General features: G+C 65.1%; 14 protein-coding genes. 7 read left to right on the top strand and 7 right to left on the bottom strand.

All coding sequences use genetic code 11. The features are described 5' to 3' along the window. Window positions 1-26 precede the first annotated feature (26 nt). Window positions 27-683, top strand: a complete 657-nt coding sequence (locus AACH00_RS08765) for a 3'-5' exonuclease (protein WP_341398722.1) — start codon at window positions 27-29, stop codon at window positions 681-683. Between the two features lie 7 nt (window positions 684-690). Continuing rightward, complete coding sequence (locus AACH00_RS08770) at window positions 691-1,827, top strand: MFS transporter (RefSeq protein WP_341398723.1); 1,137 nt, start codon at window positions 691-693, stop codon at window positions 1,825-1,827. Window positions 1,828-1,834: 7 nt separating this feature from the next. Here AACH00_RS08770 and AACH00_RS08775 read toward each other — a convergent pair whose 3' ends face one another. After that, a complete protein-coding gene (locus AACH00_RS08775) occupies window positions 1,835-2,593 on the bottom strand; it encodes a CsgG/HfaB family protein (RefSeq protein WP_341398836.1) in 759 nt (252 codons plus the stop codon). A 254-nt stretch (window positions 2,594-2,847) separates the two neighbouring features. Next, window positions 2,848-6,444 (bottom strand): indolepyruvate ferredoxin oxidoreductase family protein, encoded by a 3,597-nt coding sequence (locus AACH00_RS08780; protein ID WP_341398724.1) that lies wholly within the window; start codon window positions 6,442-6,444, stop codon window positions 2,848-2,850. Between the two features lie 175 nt (window positions 6,445-6,619). Between AACH00_RS08780 and AACH00_RS08785 the strand changes: the two genes are divergently transcribed. The 4 genes from AACH00_RS08785 (at window position 6,620) to AACH00_RS08800 (ending at window position 9,358) form a co-directional block, all read left to right on the top strand. Further along, entirely contained in the window at window positions 6,620-7,147 is a 528-nt protein-coding gene (locus tag AACH00_RS08785) for an Lrp/AsnC family transcriptional regulator (RefSeq protein WP_341398725.1), read from the top strand. A gap of 356 nt (window positions 7,148-7,503) precedes the next feature. Continuing rightward, window positions 7,504-7,998, top strand: a complete 495-nt coding sequence (locus tag AACH00_RS08790; RefSeq protein ID WP_341398726.1) for a hypothetical protein — start codon at window positions 7,504-7,506, stop codon at window positions 7,996-7,998. Then, the gene (locus AACH00_RS08795) at window positions 7,995-8,630 is read left to right on the top strand and encodes a hypothetical protein (protein WP_341398727.1); all 636 of its coding nucleotides are present in this window, start codon (window positions 7,995-7,997) and stop codon (window positions 8,628-8,630) included. Before AACH00_RS08790 ends, AACH00_RS08795 begins: the two co-directional genes overlap by 4 nt. Window positions 8,631-8,710: 80 nt before the next feature. Further along, window positions 8,711-9,358, top strand: coding sequence for a hypothetical protein (locus tag AACH00_RS08800; protein WP_341398728.1), 648 nt, complete (start codon window positions 8,711-8,713; stop codon window positions 9,356-9,358). 263 nt (window positions 9,359-9,621) lie between these two features. Here the strand turns inward: AACH00_RS08800 and AACH00_RS08805 are convergent, their stop codons facing one another. From AACH00_RS08805 to AACH00_RS08825, 5 genes are read right to left on the bottom strand one after another with little or no spacing between them, the layout of a single operon-like run. Beyond that, complete coding sequence (locus AACH00_RS08805) at window positions 9,622-10,428, bottom strand: fumarylacetoacetate hydrolase family protein (protein WP_341398729.1); 807 nt, start codon at window positions 10,426-10,428, stop codon at window positions 9,622-9,624. Window positions 10,429-10,471: 43 nt separating this feature from the next. Continuing rightward, entirely contained in the window at window positions 10,472-11,203 is a 732-nt protein-coding gene (gene arsH, locus AACH00_RS08810) for an arsenical resistance protein ArsH (protein ID WP_341398730.1), read from the bottom strand. 23 nt (window positions 11,204-11,226) lie between these two features. Continuing rightward, window positions 11,227-11,883, bottom strand: coding sequence for an aquaporin (locus AACH00_RS08815; RefSeq protein ID WP_341398731.1), 657 nt, complete (start codon window positions 11,881-11,883; stop codon window positions 11,227-11,229). 10 nt (window positions 11,884-11,893) lie between these two features. Then, the gene (locus AACH00_RS08820) at window positions 11,894-12,397 is read right to left on the bottom strand and encodes an arsenate reductase ArsC (RefSeq protein WP_341398732.1); all 504 of its coding nucleotides are present in this window, start codon (window positions 12,395-12,397) and stop codon (window positions 11,894-11,896) included. Window positions 12,398-12,443: 46 nt separating this feature from the next. Then, entirely contained in the window at window positions 12,444-12,791 is a 348-nt protein-coding gene (locus AACH00_RS08825; RefSeq protein ID WP_341398733.1) for an ArsR/SmtB family transcription factor, read from the bottom strand. A gap of 111 nt (window positions 12,792-12,902) precedes the next feature. Between AACH00_RS08825 and arsA the strand changes: the two genes are divergently transcribed. After that, on the top strand, window positions 12,903-14,705 hold the full coding sequence (arsA, locus tag AACH00_RS08830) for an arsenical pump-driving ATPase (protein WP_341398734.1): 1,803 nt from the start codon (window positions 12,903-12,905) through the stop codon (window positions 14,703-14,705). Window positions 14,706-14,744: the final 39 nt, after the last annotated feature.

Raw genomic sequence — 14,744 nt, forward strand, 5'->3', positions numbered from 1 at the left:
CCCGCCGTCGCGACGACAATGTCGCCATGCCCCACATGACCTCCCACGGCCAGACGATTGCCGTCATCGACTTCGAGACCACCGGCATGGGCCCCCACATGGGCGCCCGGGCCACTGAAATTGCCGTGGTGCTGGTGCGTGATGGCGCCATCGTCGACCAGTACCAGAACCTGATGTACACCGGCGTGTGGGTGCCGCCCTTCATCGAACAGCTCACCGGCATCAGCAATGAAATGCTGCGAACGGCACCACCTGCGGAAACCGTGATGCGCGAAGTTGCCGCGTTCACGGCCGGAGTGCCGCTGGTGGCGCACAACGCCTCGTTCGACCGCACCTTCTGGCACGCCGAGATGGCCCGGGCCGGCATGCCGGCAGACCCGGCGCACGAGTTTGCCTGCACGGTGCTGCTGTCGCGCCGCCTGTACCCCGACGCGCCAGACCACAAGCTCGGCACCCTGGCGCGGCACCACCACCTGCCGCGTGACGGACGCGCCCACCGGGCGATGTCTGACGCCATGGTCACCGCCCACCTGCTGCTGCGCATGCAGGAGGACTTGGGCGAGCGTCACCCCGACCTGCCTGCCCATACCCACCGCAGCCACAGCTTGCTGTGCGCGCTGCAACGCACCCCGAAGCACCAGCTGCAACGCTGCATCGAACGCCTCTGCCGGGCCGAAGCCTGAGCACGGCATGCCCATGAACCAGATCGAGCGTGGCCTGTGGGCCAACCGCGTGCAGTTCTTCGTGCTGGGCGCCTTGATGGGCCACTTCGGCGCCCATGTGGCCAGCATCAAGCAGGTGCATCAGCTGAGTGACGGGCAGCTGGGCCAGGCCCTGCTGGCCGGCGCCTGCGGCTCAGCCCTCTGCCTGCTGACCGCCGGTACCTTGGTGCAACGCTGGGGCGCCCGGCGCTGCCTGAGGGGCGCCGTGGTGGCCACGGGCCTGAGCCTCTCGGGCATGTTGCTGGCGCGGCATGTGGCGTTGCTGCTGGCGCTGATGGCCGCGTTCGGCGCTGCCACCTCGCTGCTGGACGTGGCAACCAACGCCGAGGGCTGCGACATCGAAGCCCGTGCAGGCCGCAAGCTGCTCAGCGGCCTGCACGGCATGTTCAGCGTGGGCGGCATGGCGGGCGCCTTGTGGGCCGCGCTGCTGCTGCAACTGGCCGTGCCACCCGCCTGGCAGGTGGCCGGCACCGCAGCTGCCTTGGTGATGCTGAACCTGGGCGCCAGCCGGTACATGGTGTCCGCGGCTTCGCATGGCGAAGCCGATGAGGCCCGCTGGCGCTTGCCGCGCGGCTCACTGCTGGTGCTGGGCCTGCTGGCTGCCGCCGGCCTGCTGGCGGAAGGGGCGATGTACGACTGGACGGTGGTGTACCTGCGTGACGCGCTCGGCACCAGTGGCGCGGTGGCCGCCCTGGGCTACGCCAGTTTCTGCGCCGCAATGGCAGCGGGCCGGTTTGGTGGCGACGCACTGCGCACCCGCTTCCACCCTGCCGTGCTGCTGCGGGCCAGTGGCGCCTTGGCGGCTGTGGCCATGGCCGTGGTGCTGCTGATCGGCCATCCGCTGGCCACCGTACTCGGGTTCGCCGTGGTGGGCCTGGGCCTGGCGAACGTGATTCCGCTGCTGTTCATCGAGGCCAGCCAGCAACCCGGCAGCACGCCGGCGGGCGCCATCGCGGCCGTCACCTCGGTGAGTTTTCTCGGTTTCGTGTCAGGCCCGCCACTGGTGGGGGCGCTGGCACAGGCCAGCTCATTGCGGCTGGCGCTGGGGGTCATCGTGGCGGCCGCAGTGGCCGTGGCACTGGGCGCACGGGCACTGCGGCACTGAAGCCCGATCAGCCCTTGGACTTGCGGGTCGGCACGGCCTCGGGCAGGTCCTTCGGCGCCAGCGCGCGCACCTGCTGAACAAGGTTGTTGTGGGCATCGAGGAAGGCGGCGGCGATCACCTTGCCTTCGTTGGTATTGCTCCAGCCCATGCCGCCCAGGCCACCGCCTGCACCCACGGCCAAGCCACCAATGCCCAGGTCGGTGGTGCGCGCTGCGCCAGTGGACGACGACAGCTGCTCGGTGGTTTCGTTGTCGGTCAGCAGCAGCACCACCTGCGCCTCCTTGAACTTCACCTGCTCGGCGGCGCCGGCAAATTTGGCCAAGCCCGGAATGGCGGCGATCACGCCACCGATCTGGCGGCCGGCATCTTGCTCGGAGAAGGTCAGGCTGGGCACCACGCTGTACTGCGCCATGATGCCGCGGCCCTTCTTCACATTGCCGTCGGCGCGCAAGATGCCCTGGTCCTTCAGCTCCTGCTCACGCACGGTGGCCTTCAGGCCGGCATTGCGGTCAACGATGCGGAAGCAACCACTCTGCTGCATGATCACCCGCACCAGCGGCAGCGGTGATTCAGGCAGGCCGCCGGTGCCGATGCCGGTGTAGCCGCCCTGGTTCTCCACCAGCGACACCACCGCCACCGGGGCGTCGCACTTCACCAGCTCACGCGCGGCGTTGCGGGCACCCTCGGGGCCACCAGAGCCGCTGACGATGGAGCCACCTGCGCCCAGCTCAACGCCCTGCTTGCCGCAGCCCGCCAGCATGACCATGGCCAGCAAACCGGCAGGCCAGGCCTTCAACACGCCCGATGCAGGCCACCCACACGCCGACCGCTTGGCCAGCTGCTTCTCTTGCTTCATTCCGTACCTCTCCTGATGCTGCCTGCGTGCCGCCCCAAGCGGGCCAGGCACGTCTGTGCAGTCTGTGGGGCGGCACTATAGGGGGCGATGAGGCACCCGCCCATCCCTCATGGCGGGTGGTGTTGCACGGCTTGTAACCAAGCGTCTCAGGCGGGCGGCAGACCTCAGGAACCAGCCGTCACCACCGGAATGCCCTTGAGCTGTCCGGCGCTGGCCACCTTGGGCTGCGGGCGCGGGTGGCGCGCCGGGTCCAGCCGGTGCAGCAGTTCGGCTTCACGTGCCTGGGCCATCGCCACATTGGCCAGCTTCACATGGCCGAAGCCGCGCACCTGCAGCGGCACGGCGGCCAGTTGCAGGGCCAAGGGATGCTGCTCAGCCGTCAGGCCGGGCAGCAGCGCCAGTACCTGCTGCTCGAAGCGGTCGATCAAGGCGCGCTCCATGCGGCGCTCTTCAGTGCGGCCAAACACATCCAGGCGGCTGCCGCGCAGCGCCTTGCCCTTGGCCAGCACCGCCATCGCGCGCAGCAGCCAGGGCCCGAGCGTCACCTTGCGGGGCGGCTGCCCGTCTCGGCTGCGGCTCAGCAGCGGCGGAGCCATGTGGAAGGCGAGTTGCAGGTCGCCCTCGAACTGGTGGCTCAGGGCGGCCTGGAACTGCCCGTCGGTGTACAGCCGCGCCACCTCGTACTCGTCCTTGTAGGTCATCAGCTTCAGCGCGCTGCGGGCTACCGCACGGGCCAGCGGCTGGGCACCGATGCCGAGCGCCGCTTCGCGCTGGGCCACCTGCGTCACCAGCGCGGCCCAGCGCTGCGCCCAACGCTCGTTCTGATACGCCGTGAGCTGCGCCACGCCGCGCGCCACCAACGCGGGCAGGCTGTCATCCACGGGCGCATCGGCGGGCTCGGCACCGAGCGTGGCCAGCGCTGCCGGTTGGCCCGCGGCCAGACGCCCCAGGCTGAAGGCCTGCAGGTTGGCGGGCACGGCCACGCCGTTGAGTTCGATCGCGCGGTGCATCGCCGCCAGGCTCAAGGGCACCAGACCGCGCTGCCAGGCATAGCCCATGGCCAGCACGTTGGCCGTCACGGTGTCGCCGAGAAAGTCTTCGGCCAGTTGCTGGGCATCGAAGGTCTCTACCTGGTCGTCGCCCGCCACGTGGCGCATCTTGGCCAGCAGCAGGTCCACTTTCAGGCTCGCATCGGGGTTGCGCAGCGATTCGGCCACTGGAATCTCGTGCACGTTCGCCAGCACCCGGGTGCGGCCGTGGCGCACGGTCTGCAGCGCATCGGCTGATGCCCCCACCACGACATCACAGGCCAGCAGCGCATCAGCTTGCTGGGTGTCGATGCGCACCTGGTTCAGGCGCTCAGGCACATCGGCCAGGCGCACGAAGCTGAGCACCGAGCCGCCCTTCTGCGCAAAGCCCATGAAGTCCAGCACGCTGGCGCTCTTGCCTTCCAGGTGGGCCGCCATGGCAACCACTGCGCCCACCGTCACCACGCCAGTGCCGCCCACGCCGGTCACCAGCAGGTCGTACGGGCCGGTCCAGGCATGCGGCGCCGGCAGGGCCAGGGCCGCCACATGGGCGTCAAAGGCCGCCTTGCCGGTAGACAAAGCGCCGCTGCGCTTGCGCAAGCGCCCGCCCGTCACGCTGACAAAGCTCGGGCAGAAGCCCTGCGCACACGAATAATCCTTGTTGCACGCGGTCTGGTCGATCTTGCGCTTGCGGCCCTGCGGGGTTTCCTGCGGCAGCACGGCCACGCAGTTGCTCTGCACCGTGCAGTCTCCACAGCCTTCGCACACCGCATCGTTGATGAACAGGCGACGCGCCGGGTCGACCAGCTCGCCCTTCTTGCGGCGGCGGCGCTTTTCGGCCGCGCAGGTTTGCTCGTAGATCAGCACCGTCACGCCGTCGATCTCGCGCAGCTCACGCTGCGCCTCGTCCAGCTTGGCGCGGTCATGGAACTGCGTGCCGGCCGGGAAGCTGCCGTGATGGCTGTCGTACTTGGTGATGTCGTCGCTCACCACCACCACGCGGCGCACGCCTTCGCTTTCCACCTGGCGCGCAATCGCGTCCACGGTGATGACGCCATCGACCGGTTGGCCGCCCGTCATGGCCACCGCGTCGTTGAACAGGATCTTGTAGGTGATGCGCGCCTTGGCCGCCACGGCTTGCCGGATGGCCAGATAGCCCGAGTGGTAGTAGGTGCCGTCGCCCAGGTTCTGGAAAACATGCGGCGTGCGGGTGAACATGGCGTGGCTGACCCAGTCCACGCCCTCGCCGCCCATCTGGATCAAACCAGCGGTGCTTCGGTCCATCCAGTTGGCCATGAAGTGGCAGCCGATGCCGGCCCGCGCGGTGGAGCCTTCCGGCACCTTGGTGGAGGTGTTGTGCGGGCAGCCGGCGCAGAAATACGGCAGGCGGCGCACGCTGTCGCTGTCGTTGCTGAGCAGCGCAGGCAAGGTGAAATCACGCACGTGCTGCAGGTGGTCGCCGATCACCGGGCTGGCTGCAAAGTGCCTATCAATCCAGTGCGCCACCAGCTCGATCAGGCGCGAGGGCCGCAGCTCACCCACCGCTGACACCAGCGGCTGCCCGGCCGCGTCCTTCTTGCCGATGATGACCGGGCGCTGCGCCGCCGGTGCGTTGTAGAACAGCTCACGCAGTTGCTGCTCCACCACCGCGCCCTTTTCCTCGATCACCAGCAGCTCTTTGAGGCCCTGGGCAAAGGCCGCAATGCGGGTGGTTTCGATCGGGTAACTCAGCCCCACCTTGTAGAGCCGCACGCCGACTTCAGCGAGCATGTCGGGCGTGATTTCCAGCCGACGCAGCACCTCCATCAAATCCAGGTGGGCCTTGCCGCAGGTGACGATGCCCACCGTGGCTTGCGGGCTGTTGATCACCAGCTTGTCGATGCTGTTGATGCGCGCAAACGCAGCCACGGCACTCAGCTTGTCCATCAGCCGCGTCTCGATGCGCAGCGAAGGCAAATCAGGCCAGCGGTAATGCAGGCCGTCGATCGGGTCGATGTGGCCGGTGGCTGCGCGCACCGCATCTGCGCTCTTCCAGCTGGCCGCACGGGCCTGCACATCGTCCAGGTTCACGGTGGCGCCGCTTTCCACCACTTCTGACAAGGCTGTGAACCCAACCCAGCCGCCGCTGAACCGCGAGAGCGCGTAGCCATACAGGCCGAACTCCAGGTACTCAGCGATGGTGGCCGGCGACACCACCGGCATGTGCCAGCTCTGCATGGCCTGGTCGCTCTGGTGCGGCATCGACGACGACACGCAGCCGTGGTCATCACCTGCCACCACCAGCACGCCGCCATTGGGCGAACTGCCGTAGGCGTGGCCGTGTTTCAGGGCATCACCGGCGCGGTCAACGCCCGGGCCTTTGCCGTACCACATGGCAAACACGCCATCGACCGTGCGCTCGGGGTCACTTTCCACCCGCTGCGTGCCCAGCACCTGCGTGGCGGCCAGCTCTTCATTGATGGCCGGCACGAACCGGATGCCAGCGTCCTTGAAGCGCGGCCCTGCCTTCCAGATGGCCTGGTCCACCATGCCCAGCGGAGAGCCGCGGTAGCCGCTGATGAAGCCCTGGGTGTTCAGGCCCGCAGCCTCATCACACTGGCGCTGCATGCGCATCAGCCGCAGCAAGGACTGCGTGCCCGTGAGGAACACCACGCCCGAATCAGCCCACAGGCTGTCACTCAACTGGTAGCTGGGGCGGGCGATGCTGGTGGTGTCGGGCAGGGTCGGGTTCATGGGCGGCATTGTTCGCCGCCCTGCCCCGGAAAGCCTTCTTCAATGCCACCGGGTTAGCACCGAATTCAGGAGAATTCATCGCTGATAACCTCGGTTTGATTAATGGATTTTCCTCACATTCAATGAATGATGGAAATTCAGCCTGAATGCACCCTCATCAGCATCCACAGCCACGATGTCAGACCAACCCACCCTCGACCGCTACAGCCTGCACATCCTCACCGAGTTGCAACGCGATTCGCGCCAGACCGTGCAGCAACTCGCCGACGCCGTGGGCCTGTCGCCCACGCCCTGCTGGAACCGCATCAAGGAGATGGAGGCGGCCGGGGTCATCAAGGGCTACACGGCGCTGGTTGACCGGGAAAAGGTGGGGCTGAACCTGGCCGTCATCGTCGAGGCGAACCTCAGCCAGCACAGCGAAGAGCTGGTGCGGCGCTTCGAGGAAGCGGTGGCCACCAGCCCGCAGATCGTGCGCTGCCTGTCGACCACCGGCCAGGCCGACTACATCATGACGGTGCTCGTGGCCGACATCAAAGCCTACGAGCAGTTCCTGCACGACACCATCTTCAAACTGCCCGGCGTCACCCATGTGCGCTCAAGCATCGTGCTGCGCGAGTTGAAGGCCGAAGTGCGCCTGCCCGTGCCGCCGGCCAGCCCACACGCGGCGCCGCTGCGGGTGGCGCGCAAGCGGGCGAAGGGGTGACGATGCGTGGTGGGTGGCGAGTCGAGCGGCAGCCGTCTGAATGTTGCCGTTCATGTATCGACTTTCAGGTGCGTTCGTTCTCCTGCTTCAGTTTGCTGGATGCTTTCGGAAAGGCACGCAGGTGATCTGCCTCACGGCCTCCCGACGCACGCTGGACTTTCGGTGAAAACTTGTAACCTGCTGCAGCATTTATAGAAATTTATTGACCATATAGACACTCCGTCTGCAACGGCTGAATTGTTTCATGACACAGTCAATTGGTTGATATAGATCTCTGATTTTTAGGAAGCGGACCGCCTGTTTCAGTGGAGTATGATCTTCGTACACAACACGTTTGCCTGCACAGGCCACCACTCATGTCTACCCAAGCAGAGAAATACCATCAAGCCATGGCCGGCGAGTATTTCGTCGCCGCCCAGTTGCAAAGACTCGGCGTGGCCGCGTCAGTGATGTACGGCAACGCAAAAAGCGCTGACGTCGTAGCCTTCATTGAGAGCTCGACAAGAGCAGTGGTCATTGAAGTAAAGACCTCACGGTCAGGCCGATGGCCGGTCGGGAGATCCACTCCAACCAAATCAAGGAAACCCTTGGTCTTTGTTGATCTGCCAAATGACATCGTTGCGGCGCCGAGCTTCTTCGTCGTAACACAGGAGGAACTTCACAACCTGCTCATTCCGCTGGAGCAAGAATATCGCGTTAAGTACCGAGCAAAACACAATGAAGAATATGGCGAAAAGCCGGGTGTCGTTGCAGCAACCCGAACGGTGCTAGCAGGGTATGCCGATGAGTGGGCGACAATCTTGAAGCAAGTTGCTGCCGAACCCACTGCTCAAGCGGAGCACCACGAATGAAGCACCTGCACACCCTCTACGCACCCGAGCTTGTCACTGCATTCAAGGCCGCGCTTCCTGCTCTCAGACAAAAGATCTCTTGCATACCATTCGCCGAACGCGACGCTCGTCTTGGCATTGGCGGCAACACGTTTCGCGCCTATCAAAATTGGAACAATGCACCTAGCGTCGTTTACCGCGAATGGGCTTCGGTCGTGTCTGACACCATTGAGCCGCACAGGCTCGCCACTGTGATAGCTTCGTCGGATGGCTTCAGCAGTTGGCACGTATCTCTCGCCGATGATCTTCAGAGACATTGGCTCGCCCGGCAGGGCCAGTGCCTTTCTTTCGCGCACCTACACAAATTGATCGACTTGTACGTGAAGTGGCTTAGTCGCTACAACTTCGGATCGGCTGAGTTCACCAATGCCATCGTTTCCCACGCGAATTGTGCATTGGATAGTCAGACTATCAACAAGATGAATCAGTGTCTGTCCCTGGCTCTCCCGCTATCGAACCCATCAATGGGCGACATACACTCGCGCGTTACATACAATTTTTGCCAAGAGGTCATCGAAGACTTTGCAGCAGCGCAGGGTGGCACACGTCTGCTGTTCGACTATTTTGCTTGGCAGCCAGGCGGCGGTGCCTAATAACTCGCTCAAATCAACCGACACTAGCAAGGCCATTGGCCACTCAGATCGAAATTTAGGCAGAAGAAAAACGCCTCGACATGCCTTACAGCGTAATACTTATCAAGCTCCTACCCCGAGAGTTCGAAGACGACTTCTTGGACGGCAACCTCTACCTTAATACAAACGTCTACTTCGGTGCAATGGACCGTACAGACGCCGTCAGATTCGATCCGCATGAAGGAATCGACGAGTCACTTCATGTATCCAAGGTTGAGGTTCAAAGCAACGAAGGAACTTGGCTAACCATTCCAATTGCAGGTCCAATCAGTACTCGCAGTCGTACATCCAACGGGTTGAACGTCCTCTGCATGTTCACTGTAACAAACAAGCCGGGAGACTTCTTTGATGACAGAAACATGGCCTTTGGTGACCGAGCCGTGGTCGTTGACAACCTAATTGAGTTCATTGCGCGCATCAAAAAGGCAGCTGTAGCGGTTGGCCGTCCGGTCTCCCACCGTCCGATTGAGTACGTTGACCGAGATTTGCATAGTGGCCCTATGGGACCATTCCGAAAATTCTCGACTCACGGCTACCAGAATGAGTTTCGCTTTGTCTTGGCGAGTGGAAATGGTGAGCCATATCGCCTGCAAATAGGTTGTATCCGAGACATCGCTCACTCGATACCCGCAGCGCAAGTGCCGGCCTTCTGGGAAGCAATGCGCCAAGTGCCGCAAGCCGATACCTGACCGTCCGATGGAGCCGGCTCGAAGCTTGTTTTAGTTTTGTGAACACTCCAACCTAACCAAAGTGGAAAGAATGGCCCCACGGGTCCGCGGAGGGTAAATCAGTAAGGATTGGATGAACCGCTCATTCCGGATACGCCAACTTATGCGATCGGGGGAGACAATTCAGTCGCAACAACGCCACCGACAAGCTCGCCCAATCGCCGCATCAAGTCATCAACCCACGGGCAAGGGCTTGTTAAAACCCGGTTGGCAGCAGCCACCGCTCAAACCGTGTGGAGCACCACTTCGCCCAGCCCAGCGAAGGCCACGCGCACGCGCTCACCAGGCACCAGCGGCGTCAAGCCGGTCCAGGTGCCGGTGGTGACCATGGTGCCGGCCGGCACAGTGGCGCCGTGACGGGTAAGGTGGCGCAGCCACACCGGCAGCAGCCAGGTGGGCGTGCCCAGGGGGTGGGTGCCGACCGTGTTGAGGGCCGGGCGCGCGCCAACTTCCTGCAGACATGGCTGTGCCGCCCAATCCAGCGCCGGCTGCCAGGGCAACCAGGGGCCGAACACCAGCGCGCCGTGGGCCAGAAAATCCGCCGCTTTCAATTCGGGCGTCAGCTCGGGTGTGTTCTGCCAGCGGCGGTCCACCACCTCCAGCGACACGGCCATCGCGTCAACCAGTGCCGCGGCGCCCGCCTCATCCAGATCAGCGGCCATCGCAGGCGTGACGTCGTGGCCCAGGCGCACGGCAATTTCGGCCTCCAGGCCCGGCGAGATGAAGCGCGACAGATCAACCACCACGGGCTCGCCGCTGTAACGGTGCACGCCGGCCGGCATCAAGGGCGCGTGGCCCAGCGCCGCAGCGCGCGAACCAGCGCCTGATTTCCAGTACGCCGGCACTTCGCCAGCCCCCCAGGCGCCCAAGGCCACGCCTGTGGCGTGCTGCACGGCAAAAGCGTCTTCCATCGTGGGCACCATGGCCGCAAAGGCCGGCGTGGGCGCCAGCGGCTGCACCGCCTTGCGGGCCGCCAGCAGGGGCTCGATCACGGGCGCAGTCAGGGCAGACAGTGGGTTCAGGGTGGACATGGTGCAACCAGGCAATGGGTGAGGAGGCGCGATTGTCGCAAGGTCAGATCGACCGCTGGTTCACCCGCTTCGACAAGGCCTCGGCGCTTTCCTTGCGCTCGCTGTATCGGTCGACCAGCACCTCACCCAGGTCACGCGTCAGCAGCGTGAACTTGACCAGCTCTTCCATCACGTCGACCACCCGGTCGTAGAACGCGGATGGCTTCATGCGGCCGTCGTCCGTAAACTCGGTGAAAGCCTTGGCCACCGACGACTGGTTGGGGATCGTCAGCATCCGCATCCAGCGGCCAAGAATGCGCATCTGATTGACGGCGTTGAACGACTGCGAGCCGCCACACACCTGCATCACTGCCAGCGTCTTGCCCTGCGTGGGGCGCACGGCCCCCGACGACAGCGGAATCCAGTCGATCTGCGCTTTCATCACGCCGGTCATGGCGCCGTGGCGCTCGGGCGAGCACCAGACCATGCCCTCTGACCAAGCCGCCAAGGCGCGAAGCTCCAGCACCTTGGGGTGGTCATCAGGTGCGCCGTCGGGCAGCGGCAAGCCGGCCGGATCGAAGATGCGCACCTCGCAACCCATGGCTTCCAGCAGACGGGCCGCCTCGAACGTCAGCAGGCGGCTGTACGAGCGCTCACGCAGTGAGCCATACAGCATCAGGATGCGCGGCGCGTGCGTGGAGGGTTGTGGCAGCGCCAGCTGCTGCTGCTCGGGTACCTTGAACAAGGTGGCGTCAAGCGCTGGGAATGTGGCGTCAGGGAACAGGGGTTCAGTCACTCGAGGAGCCTTCTTTCAATCAATCAAGACGCGCGGGCAGACAACACGCGGTGCACCCACACGGCCACCGCTGCTCCCAGCAATTGCGCCACCACGAAGGCCGGTGCGCTGGCGGGCGCGATGCCGGCAAAGCTGTCGCTGAACATGCGGCCGAACACCGCCGCCGGGTTGGCGAACGAGGTGGACGCCGTGAACCAGTAGGCCGCGCCGATGTAGGCCGCCACCATGGCCGAAGCACGGCCCACTGGTGCGCGCAGGATGACCAGCAGCAACCCGAACGTGGCCACGCCCTCGGCCAGCCACTGGCCGTGGCCGGTGCGCAGCTTGGATGACGTCTGGATGATGGTCATGTCGAACATGCCGTGGGCCAGCCACGCGCCCAGCATGGCGCCCAGCAACTGCGCCACCACATAAGCAGGCAGCAAGCCGCGCGGCAAGTCGCCCCGGAACGCCATGACCAGCGACACCGCCGGGTTGAAATGCGCGCCGCTGATCGGGCCGAACACCTCGATCAGGATGTACAGCCCGCCCACGGTGGCCAGCGTGTTCGCCAGCAGGGCCACGGCCACATTGCCGCCCGCCAGCCGCTCAGCCATCACGCCCGAGCCGATGACGATGGCCAGCAACAAGGCCGTGCCCAGCAGTTCGGCGAACAACTTCTGCCGCGCGCTGTAAGCCATGGCCGACACCTCAGGACGCCCCGATGGTGTTCAGCGCAGCCAGCAGCTCGGCGCGGCTCATCGAGCTCAACGGCAACTGCAGCAGCTGCAACATGCGATAGCCGATGGCTTGGCGCGTCAGCTCGAACGCACGGCGCTTGCCTTCGTCACCGCCTTCGGCGTTGGACGGATCGGGGTAGCCCCAGTGCACCTTCACCGGTTGGCCCTGGCCGCCAAAGAACACCGGGCACTGCTCGGCCGCGGCGCTGTCGCACACCGTGATCACGATGGACAGCGGCGGCGCATCAGGCGTGGTGAATTCGTCCCAGCTCTTGCTGCGGTACTCGGCCACGTTCACCCCGGCGTTGGTCAGGGCCTCGAGAGCGAACGGGTTGAGCCGGCCACTGGGGGCGCTGCCGGCGCTGAAAGCGCGCACGTCCTGGCCCTGCTGCCGGGCGAGGTGGTTGAGCATGCCTTCGCTGAGCACGCTGCGGGCAGAGTTGTGGGTGCAGAGGATGAGGACGTTGGTGGTCATGGTGTGCGGGGTGAGAGGCTGGGTAGTCAATGGCGCTGGTCTGCGATCAGCAGCCGCAGGCGCTGGAGGTTGTGGGGGCAGTGACTGGTGCGTTCGAGGGCATGCACGCCTCACCCTCGCAGCAGTTCTCGGTCAGGAAGGCCAGCAACTCGTGCATGTGCTCGAACGCCGCGCGGTACACCACATTGCGGCTCACCCGCTCCTGGCTCACCAGGCCGGCGTGGGTCAATTCCTTCAGGTGGAACGACAAGGTGGCTGCGGGCAGCGCCAGAGCTTCGGCCAATGCCCCGGGCGTCAGGCCCTGCGGCCCGGCCACCACCAGCAGGCGAAACACCTTCAGACGGTGGGTTTGCGCCAAGGCGGCGAGCGAACGAACGACGTGCTTTTCTTCCATAAGTCGATAATTCTATGGAAATGGAAATATTGATGCAACGCAATTCTGTGCGCGCCCACCGCATCACACTGATCCACTTGTGAGCACAGGCCGTGCGCCAAGGAGTTCTGCATGCCCAACACCGCCTTCAACTGGAAATTCCTGACAGGTCTGCCCCGCTTCGCCTTCTTCACCGGCAAGGGCGGCGTGGGCAAAACCTCGCTCGCCTGCGCCACCGCGGTGAGTTTGGCGGATGCGGGCCAGCGCGTGCTGCTGGTCAGCACCGACCCCGCGTCCAACGTCGGGCAAGTGTTCAACACACATGTCGGCGCCAACATCACCGAAGTGCCCGCCGTCCAGCGCCTGTGGGCCCTTGAAATGGACCCGAAAGCCGCCGCCCAGGGCTGGCGTGACCGCCTCATTGGCCCGATGCGCGGCGTGGCGGCGGCCGATGACGTGAGAGCGATGGAGGAGCAGCTATCTGGCGCCTGCACCACCGAGATCGCCGCCTTCGACCAGTTCACCGCCCTGCTGACCGACCCGGCACTGAGCCAGCGCTTCGACCACGTGCTGTTCGACACCGCGCCCACCGGCCACACCATCCGCCTGCTGCAACTGCCGGGCGCCTGGAACAGCTTCATTGCCGAGGGCAAGGGCAACACCTCCTGCCTCGGGCCCTTGGCCGGCCTGGACAAGCAACGCACGCAATACGAGGCCGCCGTGAACGCCCTCGCCGACCCGCTGCGCACGCGGCTGGTGTTGGTGGCGCGCGCACAAACCTCCAGCCTGGGCGAAGTGGCGCGCACCCAGGACGAGCTCGCCAAGGTCGGCCTGCACCAGCAGTTTCTGGTGATCAACGGGGTGATGCCGTCAGGGAAAACCGCGCAAGACCCGCTGGCCGCCGCCGTGGCCCGCCGTGAACAATCAGCGCTGAGCCACATGCCTGCCGCGCTGGCAGCCCTGCCCACTGACCACATCACGCTCAAGGCCGAGGACCTGGTCGGGCTGACGCCGTTGCGGCACTTCCTAGACGCCCCATCAACCGACGGGCCGAGCCCGCAGGCCACCCAGCCATCGCCAGTGCGCTTGATGGACGCGCCGGCATTGGGCCAACTGGTGGATGACCTGGCCGCACCCGGGCACGGCTTGATCATGGTGATGGGCAAAGGCGGCGTGGGCAAAACCACCATCGCCGCCGCTTTGGCCGTGGCCCTGGCCAGCCGCGGCTTGCCCGTGCTGCTGACCACCTCCGACCCCGCCGCCCATCTGACCGAAACGCTCAACGGGGAATGGCCGCACCTGCGCGTGAGCCGCATTGACCCATTGGCCGAGACCCAGCGCTACCGCGAGCAGGTGATGGCCACCAAAGGCAAGGCACTCGACGAGCACGGCCGCGCCTTGCTGGCCGAAGACCTGCAATCGCCCTGCACCGAAGAGATCGCCGTGTTCCAGGCGTTTTCGCGGGTCATCCGCGAAGCGGGCCGGCAGTTCGTGGTGCTCGACACCGCGCCCACCGGCCACACCTTGCTGCTGCTCGACACCACCGGCGCCTACCACCGCGACATCGAGCGGCAGATGGGCGCTACAGGCGTTCACTTCACCACGCCGATGATGCAGTTGCAGGACACCCACCGCACCAAGGTCTTGATCACCACACTGGCGCAAAACACCACGGTGCAGGAGGCCGCGCTGCTTCAAGACGACCTGCGCCGTGCCGGCATCGAGCCCTGGGCCTGGATCATCAACAACAGCGTGGCTGCCGCGCACCCCACGTCGCCGCTACTGCAGGCCAGAGCCCGCCACGAATGGCCGTTCATCGATGCGGTGGCCAGCCGCCATGCCAAGCGCTATGCCGTGGTGCCAATGCTGGCGACCGAGCCGGTAGGCGTGGTGGCGCTGGCGCAGCTGACTGAACAACACACGCACCTGGCCTGACAGCCCCGACCTGCCCTGCCGCCTGAAACCGTGGTTCTG

It is taken from the genome of Ideonella margarita (assembly GCF_038066635.1).
Taxonomy (GTDB): domain Bacteria; phylum Pseudomonadota; class Gammaproteobacteria; order Burkholderiales; family Burkholderiaceae_C; genus Ideonella; species Ideonella margarita.

What these genes read in the sequence shown, in the direction of transcription:
- AACH00_RS08800 (WP_341398728.1), top strand. Translation starts at nt 8,711, where the DNA reads ATGCCTTACAGCGTAATACTTATCAAGCTCCTACCCCGAGAGTTCGAA.
- AACH00_RS08780 (WP_341398724.1), bottom strand. Translation starts at nt 6,444, where the DNA reads ATGAACCCGACCCTGCCCGACACCACCAGCATCGCCCGCCCCAGCTAC.
- AACH00_RS08790 (WP_341398726.1), top strand. Translation starts at nt 7,504, where the DNA reads ATGTCTACCCAAGCAGAGAAATACCATCAAGCCATGGCCGGCGAGTAT.
- AACH00_RS08820 (WP_341398732.1), bottom strand. Translation starts at nt 12,397, where the DNA reads ATGACCACCAACGTCCTCATCCTCTGCACCCACAACTCTGCCCGCAGC.
- AACH00_RS08785 (WP_341398725.1), top strand. Translation starts at nt 6,620, where the DNA reads ATGTCAGACCAACCCACCCTCGACCGCTACAGCCTGCACATCCTCACC.
- arsA (WP_341398734.1), top strand. Translation starts at nt 12,903, where the DNA reads ATGCCCAACACCGCCTTCAACTGGAAATTCCTGACAGGTCTGCCCCGC.
- AACH00_RS08770 (WP_341398723.1), top strand. Translation starts at nt 691, where the DNA reads ATGCCCATGAACCAGATCGAGCGTGGCCTGTGGGCCAACCGCGTGCAG.
- AACH00_RS08765 (WP_341398722.1), top strand. Translation starts at nt 27, where the DNA reads ATGCCCCACATGACCTCCCACGGCCAGACGATTGCCGTCATCGACTTC.
- AACH00_RS08825 (WP_341398733.1), bottom strand. Translation starts at nt 12,791, where the DNA reads ATGGAAGAAAAGCACGTCGTTCGTTCGCTCGCCGCCTTGGCGCAAACC.
- AACH00_RS08805 (WP_341398729.1), bottom strand. Translation starts at nt 10,428, where the DNA reads ATGTCCACCCTGAACCCACTGTCTGCCCTGACTGCGCCCGTGATCGAG.
- AACH00_RS08795 (WP_341398727.1), top strand. Translation starts at nt 7,995, where the DNA reads ATGAAGCACCTGCACACCCTCTACGCACCCGAGCTTGTCACTGCATTC.
- AACH00_RS08815 (WP_341398731.1), bottom strand. Translation starts at nt 11,883, where the DNA reads ATGGCTTACAGCGCGCGGCAGAAGTTGTTCGCCGAACTGCTGGGCACG.
- AACH00_RS08775 (WP_341398836.1), bottom strand. Translation starts at nt 2,593, where the DNA reads ATGGTCATGCTGGCGGGCTGCGGCAAGCAGGGCGTTGAGCTGGGCGCA.